At 42.3% G+C, this 12,792-nt stretch carries 9 protein-coding genes; 5 read left to right on the top strand and 4 right to left on the bottom strand.

Annotated features, from left to right (window positions below; translation table 11 throughout):
* Positions 1–23: 23 nt before the first annotated feature.
* Together MHM87_RS18685 and MHM87_RS18680 are read left to right on the top strand one after the other, a co-directional pair.
* On the top strand, positions 24–344 hold the full coding sequence (locus MHM87_RS18685; RefSeq protein WP_014950067.1) for a hypothetical protein: 321 nt from the start codon (positions 24–26) through the stop codon (positions 342–344).
* A 180-nt stretch (positions 345–524) separates the two neighbouring features.
* Positions 525–1,652 (top strand): DcaP family trimeric outer membrane transporter, encoded by a 1,128-nt coding sequence (locus MHM87_RS18680; RefSeq protein WP_014976971.1) that lies wholly within the window; start codon positions 525–527, stop codon positions 1,650–1,652.
* 62 nt (positions 1,653–1,714) lie between these two features.
* Here the strand turns inward: MHM87_RS18680 and MHM87_RS18675 are convergent, their stop codons facing one another.
* Entirely contained in the window at positions 1,715–2,620 is a 906-nt protein-coding gene (locus tag MHM87_RS18675) for a LysR family transcriptional regulator (protein WP_014979761.1), read from the bottom strand.
* 160 nt (positions 2,621–2,780) lie between these two features.
* On the opposite strand from MHM87_RS18675, the gene MHM87_RS18670 reads away from it, so the two are divergent.
* Positions 2,781–4,490, top strand: a complete 1,710-nt coding sequence (locus MHM87_RS18670; protein ID WP_239260642.1) for an L-lactate permease — start codon at positions 2,781–2,783, stop codon at positions 4,488–4,490.
* Between the two features lie 38 nt (positions 4,491–4,528).
* Positions 4,529–6,232: a D-lactate dehydrogenase gene (gene dld, locus MHM87_RS18665; protein WP_239260640.1), complete on the top strand. Its 1,704-nt coding sequence runs from the start codon at positions 4,529–4,531 to the stop codon at positions 6,230–6,232.
* Between the two features lie 34 nt (positions 6,233–6,266).
* Here dld and prsT read toward each other — a convergent pair whose 3' ends face one another.
* From prsT to xdp1 (MHM87_RS18650), 3 genes are all read right to left on the bottom strand, one after another.
* Positions 6,267–9,080: an XrtA/PEP-CTERM system TPR-repeat protein PrsT gene (gene prsT / locus MHM87_RS18660; RefSeq protein WP_239260638.1), complete on the bottom strand. Its 2,814-nt coding sequence runs from the start codon at positions 9,078–9,080 to the stop codon at positions 6,267–6,269.
* A gap of 105 nt (positions 9,081–9,185) precedes the next feature.
* Positions 9,186–10,016 carry an exosortase-dependent surface protein XDP1 gene (gene xdp1, locus MHM87_RS18655; protein WP_131137738.1) on the bottom strand — a complete coding sequence of 277 codons (831 nt, stop codon included), beginning with the start codon at positions 10,014–10,016 and terminating at the stop codon, positions 9,186–9,188.
* A 187-nt stretch (positions 10,017–10,203) separates the two neighbouring features.
* Positions 10,204–11,139, bottom strand: coding sequence for an exosortase-dependent surface protein XDP1 (xdp1, locus tag MHM87_RS18650; RefSeq protein ID WP_239260636.1), 936 nt, complete (start codon positions 11,137–11,139; stop codon positions 10,204–10,206).
* Positions 11,140–11,515: 376 nt separating this feature from the next.
* Between xdp1 (MHM87_RS18650) and pssA the strand changes: the two genes are divergently transcribed.
* Positions 11,516–12,319: a CDP-diacylglycerol--serine O-phosphatidyltransferase gene (gene pssA, locus MHM87_RS18645; RefSeq protein ID WP_014950059.1), complete on the top strand. Its 804-nt coding sequence runs from the start codon at positions 11,516–11,518 to the stop codon at positions 12,317–12,319.
* Positions 12,320–12,792: the final 473 nt, after the last annotated feature.

The following is a 12,792-nucleotide window of genomic DNA, read 5'->3' as shown; positions in this document are numbered from 1 at the left end:
ATTGAGAGGGTTAAGAGGTTGCGATGCAGTTATATAATTCAAACGAAGCGGTAGTTTCTGCGCGCTCAATGCCCCGAGATATAGCTAAGCTTTGTGCGCATTTCATATTATGCATGATTGTGAGCGCAGTCGGTGCCATAGGTACTGGTTTTGCCGTATTTGCATTGAGTGTAAACCAAGCGACATTCTCGCCTGCAGATACTATAATGTCTGCACTTACTGTGTTTTCTCTGTCTTTGTGTTTAAGTTGGTTTTCGCAAAGTTGGGGTAAGACACTTCAATCAATATCATTACTTTCACTTATCGTGTTAGCAACAAGTAGCCTTTTATTATTTTTCTATTGAGCGATTTATGCTCAATATTCTTCATCTCTTTACACAATTAACATTCAAAAAGTAAACCTCTGATTATGCGAATTTAGGAAAAAGTTAATATTCTAAACTCGGTTTATCCTCTGAGCACGAACGAATACATTATCCGCCCGTTAACGACATGTTAAATAGTTTCAGCTATTAGGACGAATAATGAAAACAAACAATAAATACACCCTACGCTTATCTGCTTGTGCATTAGCGCTAATTCTTAACCCTTCTCACGGCATAGAGTTGTTCAACGGGAAGGTCGGTAACGAACACGTTAAGGTTAGTGTTGGAGGTTATGCCAAAGTAGATGTCAGGCATGTTGAAGGGGATATTGCTTATCAGGATTATTGGATTGGTAATTTTCCTGGCGGGGAAGCAATAGAGACATCACACACAGGTTTCAATGTAGGAGAGTCACGCTTAAATATGGGCGTTTCTATAGGGGAGGTGAGTACTTTTATAGAAGTCGATATGTATGGCGGAGGCGGTAACGAAGCGGTAAGTAACTCTACTAACTTGAGATTACGTCACTTCTTCATCACCTATAAGAACTGGAGTGCGGGGCAAAACTGGAGCACCTTTATGCCGCTTCACGTTATTCCTGAGTCGTTAGATTTTGGTGGTCCTCATGTAGGAGAAGTGTTTGCAAGGCAAGTTCAGGTTAGATACACCTCTGGAAACTGGCAATTTGCCATCGAAAGCCCAGAGACCATTGGGGATGGTGATACCGACGCACCTGCCAATGCCGTAGGGCTTACAGGTGTAGCCGCTGACCCTGATGAGTCTACGCCCGACTTTGTTGTACGATACAATTTAGATAGTCAATATGGGCAATATGCTTTCGGCTCTGTAATACGACTTGTCGATCAAGGAGGGGTTGAAGAAGTTACAGCAGCAGTAAATATCGCAGGCAAAATACCACTTTTTGCAAAAGATGATCTACGTTTTCAATTAACCGCGGGTAAGCCCGGTCGGTATGCTGCAGCTGGCATGACCGCTGATGTTGTTGAGGATCCTGCAACTCAAACATTGGAAACGGAAAGTACGCTGGCTTATACCGTAGCGTATCGCCATTTTTGGACCGAAACCCTCCGCAGCACTGTATTTTATGGAGCAGCTAAAACAGATATTTTGGGGCGCAAACGTTCGCACTGGGCGGTGAATGTTATTGATACGGTAGCGCCGCGCCTCGATGTTGGCCTAGAGTTTGGTGCTTATTCTATCAATGATGACAATATAGACAGCATTGACTCCAATTACATCCAAGCGTCAGCTAAGTTCGCGTTTTAAGATCGCTTCAATTATGTTTAGCGCCATGTTTTTGATGTAAACGGAGATTACTTCAATGTTTATCAATAAAAATAGGCGCTTCTATTGCTAAACGCCTCTTGAAGGTAGTTGACCAGTAGCTTTAGCTTTTTGTCAGGCTGACGCGAACGAGGATAAACGGCATAAATACCCATAGTCTTAGTTACGTACTCGACAAGTAAAGGCGAAAGCGCCCCATCTTCGATATCTTCATGCACTAATGCCTTGGGAAGAAATGCTACACCCACACCTGCAATAGCGGCTTGCCTTAACGCATCCAAGTTATTTGACTGTATTCGCCCACCAATTTGCACGTTGTGAAGCTCTCCTTCAATATGAAACGGCCAGAAGTCTGGGCCAGTGCTATCGTACTTGTAAATTAAACAATTATGTTCAGTTAAGTCATCAGGATGATTTGGGCGGCTTTTGTTTTTAAGATATGTGGGGCTTGCGCATACTATCCATTTTGAATCTATAAGGCGTTTAGCAATAAGAGAGGAGTCCTCAAGATGTGCTGTACGAATGGCGAGATCGTAACCTTCTTCAATGATATTGGTGACGCGATTGGTAATTGCAAGCTCTACATCCACCTCTTCGTGTAAATTGCAAAACTCGGCAATTGCGCGATTTAAGACCAGTTTTGCCGATACATTGGGCATAGTAATTCGGATTTTTCCACGCACTTCATCACTGTAACCACTGACAGCATCTTCTGCGTCTTGAATGGCTAAATTGGCGATTCTCGCCTTATTGTACAGTGTTCTTCCTGCATCAGTTAAATTGAGCTTTCGTGTAGAGCGGTAAAGCAATTGAACGTTCAAATCTGATTCTAATCGTGCGATACGCTTACTTACTACAGAATTAGTTAGGTTGAGTTTTTGAGCGACCTTTGAAAAAGAGCCTTCATCAACTACGTTCACAAAAAGGATAATATCGTCTGCTTTTGCCACTATTAGTCCAAAAATGGAAATAAACTTTGTCTTTAATGCATATATATCAACACGTGAGAAATTAGTACAGTCGCATACCTAAATTTTAACCCTGCATTAACATCGATTTTCTAACGTTAGAAACTCGAATAATTAACTAATTATAATAAGAGGAAAACTCATGAATGAGATAACCCTTGGATTATTAGCATTGCTACCTATAACGCTTTCAGCAGTGCTGCTATTGGGTTTACAGTGGTCTGCGAAAAGAGCAATGCCAGTTGTATTAGCAAGTACAGCACTTATGGCACTTTTAGCATGGGATATGTCAGCAGTACGGGTGGGCGCTTCAATTCTACAAGGCTTAGTGATTACAGTATCTGTTTTGTGGATTGTATTTGGTGCAATTTTTCTGCTCAACACATTGAAATATACTGGAGCAATTGATGTTATCCGCCAGGGTTTCACCAATATTTCACCTGATAGAAGAGTCCAGGCAATAATCATTGCTTGGTGCTTCGGTACTTTTATTGAAGGTGCTTCTGGTTTTGGCACGCCGGCCGCTATAGCGGCTCCTTTGCTTGTTGCCATCGGTTTTCCTGCATTGGCTGCCGTACTTATTGGTATGATGATCCAAAGCACACCTGTCTCTTTTGGCGCAGTGGGAACGCCTATTGTCATTGGTGTAAACAAAGGTTTAGACGGCCAAGCGATCAGTCAGACTTTGCAGGCTCAAGGCTGGCAATGGGAGCAGTTTATTCAACTAATCACCTCTGAAGTGGCAATTATCCACGGAATTATTGGCTCATTTATGCCAGTTTTAATGGCTGTAATGCTCACTCGCTTTTTTGGCTCCAATAAGTCTTGGCGCGAAGGGTTACAAATTCTACCTTTCGCCTTATTCGCGGGCGTCAGCTTTACCATTCCTTACGTATTTACCGGCATTGTATTAGGCCCTGAATTTCCATCGTTGATTGGAGGATTGGTGAGCTTGGCAGTGGTTGTTACTGCAGCTAAAAATGGTTTCTTGATGCCTAAAACAACATGGGATTTCCCGCCGAAAGCGTCATGGGACAAAGGTTGGCTGGGTAATTTGGAAATAAAAGCAGACGACATAACGTCACAAAAGGCCATGCATTGGGTTACGGCTTGGGTCCCTTATTTAGTTGTTGCACTCTTGCTCGTTATATCCAGAGTGTTTCCAACAATAAAAGAATTTACTACGTCGCTGACACTCTCATTTGACAACATACTGGGTGAAACGGGTGTAAGTGCATCAATCAGTCCGCTATATCTTCCTGGTGGGTTGTTGTTAATAGGTGCATTGGTTGCAGTAATCATTCAAAGTAAAAAGGTATCCAAGGGAGAAGTGTTGTTTAAGGCTTTCAATGATTCCAGCAAAACGTTGCTAAGTGCTGGTTTTGTATTGATGTTCACAATTCCTATGGTTAGGCTTTTTATAAATTCAGGTGTGAATGGCGCCGACATCGTCAGTATGCCGATAGCTGGCGCGCAATTGTTCGCCAATATGTTTGGCGAAGCTTTCCCATTAATTAGCCCTACTATTGGTGCATTAGGTGCATTTATCGCAGGCTCGAATACAGTATCAAATATGATGTTCAGCCAGTTTCAGTTCGAAGCAGCACTAAGCCTTCAATTGTCACCTGCACTAATTATCGCAGCGCAAGCCGTTGGGGCGGCTGCCGGAAATATGATTGCAATACACAATGTTGTAGCCGCGTCGGCAACGGTAGGATTAATGGGGCAAGAGGGCGCTACTTTAAGAAAGACTATTATCCCAACTATATATTACGTTGCATTTGCAGGTATTTTAGTATGGTTGGGGGTTTATGTGTTTGAAGTCGGCGGTCCATTAGTCGGCACAAACTAATTTTTTAATACGCATTGCACTGTTCTAAGGAGTTATACATGCAAACAACCCCAATTATTGACGCTTTTAAACGCGTACTCGGGGAAAGCAACCTTGCCGTAGGAACGCGCCAAACTGAGCACTATCGCAAGGGGTGGCGATCAGGCGAGGGCGAAGCATTGGCTGTACTTTTTCCACATACGCTAATGCAATATTGGGAAGTGCTAAAGGTTTGCGTTGAATATAACTGCATCATTATTATGCAGGCCGCGAAAACCGGCTTGACCGAAGGCTCAACGCCAAGTGGAAGCGACTACGATAGACCAGTGGTGGTTATAAATACGTTAGCAATGGACGATATTGTTCTGGTTAACGACGGAACGCAAGTATTGAGCTTTCCGGGAGCAACACTGTTCAAACTTGAAAAGGCGCTAAAGCCACTCGGGCGTGCGCCTCACTCTGTAATTGGTTCGTCATGCCTAGGTGCGTCTATTGTCGGTGGTGTTGCAAACAACTCAGGTGGGGCACTTGTAAAAAGGGGACCTGCCTATACTGAGTTATCGCTGTTCGCTCAGGTGGATAAAAGCGGAGAGCTAAAGCTTGTTAATCACCTAGGGATAGATTTAGGCGACACGCCAGAAGAAATTATCGGAAACCTTTCTTCAGGCAACTTTCCAAAATCTCTACCTGAAACCAGTATGAAAGCGTCGGCAAGTGATTATGAATACATCGTTAGAGACGTAAATGCTGATACGCCGAGTCGCTTTAATGCCGATCCAACACGGCTTTACGAAGCCAGTGGATGCGCAGGTAAAATTGCTGTGTTCGCGGTGCGCTTAGACACATTCGAAGTGCCTAATAAAGAACAAACGTTTTATATCGGTACGAATGATGCCTCTGTACTTACTCGTATTCGCAGAGACATACTGACTCAATGTGAAAACGTTCCTGAGGTGGGTGAATATCTTCATAGAGAAATGTTCGATATTGCAGATGTTTACGGAAAAGATACCATCATAAGTATTCAGCGTTTGGGAACTGACTCGCTACCTAAAATGTTTGCACTCAAAGGGCGGGTGGATGCCGTGCTCAACAAGTTACCTCTGCTTCCTCCTTACCTAAGCGACAGATTGATGCAGTTTGGTAGTAAGTTCTTTTCTGACCAAATACCCTCGAGTATAAGAACTTACCGCGACAAGTACGAGCATCATCTAATCCTTAAAATGAGCGATGGTGGCATCGAAGAGGTTAAAACGCTTTTGGCCAAGCTATTTAACGAAGAGAAGCTAGATGGTGACTTCATTACTTGTAATGAAGAAGAAGCGTCTAAGGCGTTTTTATTACGTTTTGCTGCAGCTGGCGCCGCGGTTCGCTATCAAACGTTACACCATAAGCAAGTAGGAGATATCTTAGCATTGGACATCGCATTGCGCCGCAATGATGATTTATGGGTCGAGAACCTGCCTGAGCACATCGCCAAACACGTTGAAAAGTCACTTTATTATGGACATTTCTTCTGCCATGTCTTCCATCAAGATTACATACTTAAAAAAGGCAGCGACGCCAAAAAAGTAAAAGCAGATATGTTGGCACTATTAGACAGTCGTGGCGCTAAGTATCCGGCTGAACACAATGTAGGTCATTTGTATGAAGCCGAAAGTAACTTGCAGAAATTTTACAAAGACTTAGATCCAACCAATACGTTTAACCCTGGTATTGGCAAAATGGAAAAGCACAAACGCAACTGTTCGTGCTGTCTTTAGTTGAATTAATCTCTACTTAATCCGAGCGAGAGCCTTAAAGGCTCTCCAATAATGCTCTTGCTTGCGGGCGCTTAAAGAAGGGACGCTCTACATTTACTGCATATTCTAGCTCTTTCTTCGCCTCTTCAATTCTATTGAGTTTGGCTAGCGTGTAGCCCAGATGATAGCGAATATTTGGGTCGTTGGCGTCTCTGGCGAACGCATCCCTCAGCATTTTAAGGCTGCCTTCATAGTCTCCTTGTAGCGCTTTGATGTGACCGTAGGTATCCAATATTTTTGCTGAGTTTGGTTGAAGCTCGTAGGCCTGACGTGCATAGTTTTTTGCAGTGACTAGCGATTCCTCGATATGCATGATCGCTAGGCGATTGTAAGCCTCAGCAGGGTTGAGTAAGTTTGGTTGCTCAACAAGCTCCTTGTAAAGCGCTATCGACTCATCGAACTCTTGAATGAAGAATAAGTATTGCGCCAACAGGTTTTTTGCCAGCAGATTGTTTTCATTCTCGCTCACCAGTTTTCTTGCCGTATTCAAGAATACATCGACAAACTGATCGTTCAGTGCGTAGTTGTAAATGGCAACAAAAGCCTGTGCAAAAGTAGCGTCTACGTCTAACGCTTTTTCAAACTCTTTGATAGCTTGTTCACTGTTTCCCTTATTTGCTGCCAGTCGGCCTTTCAAGAAATAATAAACCGGATTTAGTTGTTGGTTTGCGGGAATGGTTGTTAGCAATGATTGTGCTTTGTCGTTGTTTTGCATGTCGAGCAGTAGGCTCACATAGCGCAACGTGACAAACGTACTTGTATTCGCTATTTCATACGCTCGGGCCATGGCGTCTAAGGCGTTTTCATTATTATCAACACTCCGAGCTTGATCAGCATATGCGATAAGCTTGCCGGCATCGTCATTGATAAAATTCCTCACAATACTTAGCGTTTTTTCTGCATCGGCACGTTGGCCTGCTTCTAACTGAAGCGCTGCTTTTCGAAGGAGATAATCGGCGTTGTCGAAATCGTCTTTGATTAAGAGGTCTAAGTGATAGAGCGCATTTTTTGTGTCGCCTTGTTGTTGATACAAAGACGAAACGCGCTCTCTCGCTCCAGTATTTGAAGGCGTGAGCGTCAATATATCGAGATAAATTTGCTTAGCTTCTTCTAGATTTCCTGCTTTGCTTAAATTGAACGCTTTCAGCATCAGCGTTTCATTATGTTGGGGAGACAGAGCAAGTAACTCTTCTACTAGCAGGTTAGATTTATCGACATTTCCTAAACGGCTTTCCGTGGCTGCTAAATTGAATTTCGCAGGGAAAAGCGTCGGGTTTTGCGCTAGCGCTTTTTCTATGTTGATCTTGGCTTCTTCTAATCGACCCTGTCTAATCAAGATACCGGCTTTAAGATTGAAAACTTCTGCTTCGTTTGGAAACAATGCGCTTAGTAAGTCAGCGCCTTTTAATGCATTCTTAAACTGCTGAGCTTGTAAATTCATCAATGAATAAGTGAAAAGAAAGCCGGCATTATCCTTGTAGGTAGATAAGTTATTTTCAAGAATCGATAGCGCTTCATCTTGCTTACCTCTGGCAGCCATTAATTTAATCTTAAATAGCTGGAGCTTGTTTTCATTCGGGTATTTATATTCAAGATTTTGCAAAAGTCGCTCGGCTTTAAAGGCTTTGTTTTGGCGAATAAATAAGTCACCTAAAAGCAGTGCTGAGTCTGGGTCTTCCATTAACGCATCCTGATGACGTTCAAGCAGGGCAAGGGCCTGTTTATCTTGTTGAGTCGCCATGTAAACTTGGCTCAACATCAATACCGCCTGTAAGTCATCAGGCTCTTGTTGCAGATAAGCGTTAAAATCTTTCGCGGCTGTCTCCATGTTGTTATTAAAGAAGTTAGTTAAACCACTTATGTAAAGCAACATGGGCTGTGAGGTAATAAGCTCAGGATCCAGTTGAGCCATGAAGTCGTTAAGTTCTTTTAGTTTTTCGTTATCGATAGCTTGCTGGTTGTCTCTGCTTTGTAACCAGCTATTAAGTAAAATGGCCAGCGGATCATTGGGTGTATCTTGGATTATCTCATCTACGAACAGTTTTGCCGTGTCGTAGTCTTTCGCTTCTAAATACAAATCAACAAGATTCCTTAATGCAATGGGATCTTCTCGATTAAAAGTCAGTGCTTTCTGTAAATGTGCGGTTGCAGCGTCTGTATCACCCTGTCGGTATGCGAGTTGCCCCTTCAATCGCCATGTTATTGCATTTTCTGGTTCTAACGACATAGCTTTATTGATAAGCGAGGTCGCTTTGGATAAATCTTCATTTTGAAGAGCAATGGACGCCAACCCGTTTATTGCTGGTACGAAGTTAGGTGTACGTGAAACGATAGTGTTGTAGTCACGTAAGGCGCATGACTCATCCTCCAGTCTAATACACGCCGTTGCGCGAATTAAAAGCCACTCACGTTCTGCATCGCCCGACAGTTTGTTTAAATCAGAAAAGTCTACAATCTCTTTGTATTTGTTTAAGAACAACCATGTGTTGCCAAGCGGCTCTGCCAAAAGGTTGATATCGGCACCCATTTCAAGCGCTTCTACGAACTCCATTTCAGCGGCAGTTAAGTAGCCATTAATAAGCAAAATTTCACCCATCAGTATTTTTGCTGCTAGGTTTTCTGGGTCTTTTTGCAAGCTGTTTTTAAGATGGATATAGGCTTCATCGTAGGCATTTTGATTAAACGCAGTTAGCGCTTTTTCATAGTCTTCAGATGTTGTAGCGTGGCTGCTAAATGAGAGAAAAGAAGTGGCAACTGCAGAAATAAGTGCACGACGTACAACACCCTTTTTATTATTACAAAAATCCATATATACCTTCGAAAATTAGCCTAACTGCTGGCTTAAAAATAGCATAAAAAAAGGTGGCTTAAGCCACCTTCTAAAGATACGTGTTTTCTACGTGTTTTTAAACCATTAAACGAGACGCTTGCGGCGATAAAGCATCAGGCCGATACCCATTAGCATTAGTGCCATAGCACCAGGCTCATTGACGTCGGTTGTCGTGTTTTCGCCTTGTCTAGAAATACCTAGCGAGGCTAGTTTAAAGCCTGAACCAGTGAAGTCATCCATACTACCGTTTGGATCAAAATAAGTATTGTATGCGCCGATAAGCCAATATTTTGCTTCGGTCAAAGTAGGATAGGTTACTTCATACTTCCCAAGCCCTTGCGGTGTTCTAGATATATTCTTATGTGTGACCGAAGTGATGGCACTTGATGAAGCAATATTTTCCCATGTAGTTACAGTGTTCGATGCGTTTTTAAATATGTCGATATCATTGAATCCAACAACGGTTAACTGTTGTTCGTTCCCGGCACCAGTAAGATAGTTGAACTTCGTATTAGTAAGTGCTACTTCTTCACTAAATGAGAAAAGCACCATGTCGAAATCGTATTTCCAGTCACCTTGGTTGTTATCAATAGTATGCCAATCAGTAAGGTTGCCACCATGGTCTCTATTGCGCATTGACAAGCCGTATGTCTTCGAATAACTAAGGCCGTTTTGTCTCACTACACGGTCATCACCGTCGGTGTCAGAATATTCTGTGTCCGCCCAAGTCGTATAAGAAACGTAGATATCAGAATTATCGATTTTAATTGAGTTAGTTGTAGGCTCAAATCCTTTGCTAACTTTCTGAGCAATCATATCGTAGTTGTAGTATTCGAGCATTGAATCACCAGCGTAAGACGCTGACGTACAGATTAAAAGCAACGACGAAAATGAAAATTTTAACAGCTTGTTCATAGTTATTGGCCTTACAGCTTAAATTCAACAAAGAGGCAATTTATTTTTTTTCTAAGCTGGAATTGTGCCAATTTTTCAAGTGTATGTTTTTATGGGGTTTTTGTTGTATTTAGGTGCGAGGGAAAGGAAGTGAGTAAAAAAAACTGACAGGTTGTACCACCTGTCAGTGATCTAAAGTCTAATTTCTTCAAATGGTTTTTTTACGGCGCCACATTACGAAAAGTGAACATGCCATAAGTAGCCCAATAGTGCCAGGCTCAGAGACTTTGGTTGGATCTGGTGTACCCGCAGTTTCTGTAACTGAAAACCCAATGTTGGCGAGTTTGAAAGCGTCGTTGTTAAATTCTCCACCAATATTTCCAAATACTGTATTGTATGCCCCTACAAGCCAATATTGTGCTGACTCAGTAAACGTGAAATCTGCACGGTGATCTAAATATTCACAACTCTCAATGTCGAATGAAGCTGACGTTAGTGCATCTTCAACGATATGACTCCATGTGTTAACGCCAGACGTTAGTTTAGCGGTGTTACTAAGCGCAGCCACAGACACTTGACTATCTCTACTATCATAAAGCCAAGAAAAACTGGCGCCAGTTAGTGTTACCGCAGAATCAAATGAGAGCAATATAAAATCATAATCTCTTTCTACATTTGTGAAGCGGTAGTTTTTCGAGTTATCGCTGCCGCTAGAGAAGTAATTGAGGTTATCAATAGCGTGATCGGCACCGCCGCGATAGTACGCTTCATCATTGTTTGTTATGCCGTAAGCCCATTTATCTGAGATTTTTTCTAACTTGGCGCCAACGACTGTTTCGCCGGTAACCCCTTGTGTGTCAGAAAAGGCGGACATACTAATATTTAATCCGTCTATTTGAACAAAGGAATTATTCGTCTGATTGGTTTGTGTCACTTTGTCATCGACTAGATCGTAGGTGTATTCTCCCAGCGGAGAGTTACATACATTGCTTTGTTCGTTGCTTTGGCTCGATGACCCACAGTGAGAATAACTTTGCTTTTTATAGTAGGTAGCGAATGCTGAATTAGCACTCAGGGTAGATAGCAAAGCTGTGGAAAGTAATAGTACAGTTTGCAAAGAAAACGTTTTTTGTAGCGTTCGCATAATTGCTTTCCTATATATGAAGCGCAAAGCACTTCAAGTACACGCCGAGTGATGTGTGCGCACATTATGCGAACACAAACTTGGTAGTACCTAATTTCAACATGGACTTGTATGATATATGAACGGTGAGCTATTTAAGGTATGTAACCGTATACCTAGTTATTAGTTGTTTATTTAATCATGAGCATACGCGGTCTTGAATAAATAGAAGCCAAGCGTCGGCATTGTGGTAGGAGTACGTGTAATCAATGCAAAGCTAATAACGTTTTGCAACGGCGTTATGTAAAGGAACGAGGCGGTCTTTTTACTTTGCTATGCGTTCCTGCATATCTATGAAATAATTAGTGCAATTGTATATGTAGAAGTATGAGGACATATGTCTGATCAAAAACGTAAAGGGATATACTTACTTCCCAACTTATTAACAACAGCAGGGTTGTTTTCGGGGTTCTTTGCTGTGGTTTCGTCAATGAACGGCAGGTTCGAAGCCGCGGCAGTGGCTATCTTTGTTGCTATGATTTTTGATGGCTTAGATGGGCGTGTGGCAAGAATGACGAACACGCAAAGCGACTTTGGTGCTGAGTATGACTCAATGGCAGATATGGTTTCATTTGGAATGGCACCTGCACTTGTTGCTTATAATTGGGGGTTAACTGAGCTGGGCAAGTTAGGCTGGTTAGCGGCCTTTATATATGTAGCGGGTGCAGCTCTTCGTTTAGCTCGCTTCAATACGCAAGTTGGTATTGCCGATAAGCGTTTCTTCCAAGGTCTCGCAAGTCCGGCTGCTGCGGCTGTTGTCTCTGGTCTTGTATGGGTTGGAGTTGAGTATGATGCTGTTGGTACCGACTATGGTTTAATAGTTGCTGCAGTAACTGGCTTGGCAGGTTTGCTGATGGTGAGTAACTTTAAATACAATTCTTTCAAAGAAGTTAATTGGCACGGTAAGGTTCCATTTGTAGGCCTTCTTTTAGTTCTTCTGATATTCGTTGTTGTGGCAACAGAACCCGCTTTAGTATTGTTCCTTGTTTTTGCACTATATGCGTTAGCTGGACCTATCAATACGTTTCGTACCGTTGAGAAAGTAACGTTAGACGATGTAGTGGGCGACCATGAAGAAGATGCAGACTTCAATGCCGATAAAAAGAAAAGCAATGAAAGTGTAGACAATAAGCAGGAATGATTACGTAGCAATAATCAGATGTCTTCGCTCAATAATAAAGAGGATAGGCCTTTTTGAGCTTATAGAATAAGGATATACAAGCGTAAACGCATGCTTAATGTACTAATAGATTAAAAAGCGACCGAACGGTCGCTTTTTTTATATTTATTTAAAAAAGGGTGTTGACGATGCTACAGGAATGCGTAGAATGCGCGCCTCCTCAACAGGGAACAGCAAAACGCTAACAACTGATGAGGATGTCAAAAACCAAGTTTAAAAATAAATAAACAAAAGTTGTTGACAAAAAAAAGGTGCGCTGTAAGATACGCATCCGCTTCGGGAGAGGCAGCTAGCAAAAGCTAGTAACGTTCTTTAAAAATTTAGACAAGACAATCTGTGTGGGCACTCGTTAAGAGTGTCACAACGACGATTCATATTTCGATATATTTAATTGAAGAGTTTGATCATGGCTCAGATTGAACGCTGGCGGCAGG

Origin of the sequence: Alteromonas sp. Cnat3-28, from assembly GCF_022348265.1 — a bacterium.
Taxonomy (GTDB): domain Bacteria; phylum Pseudomonadota; class Gammaproteobacteria; order Enterobacterales; family Alteromonadaceae; genus Alteromonas; species Alteromonas macleodii.
Note: the sequence above shows the minus strand (reverse complement) of the source record. Positions and strands in the feature narration are given on the sequence as shown.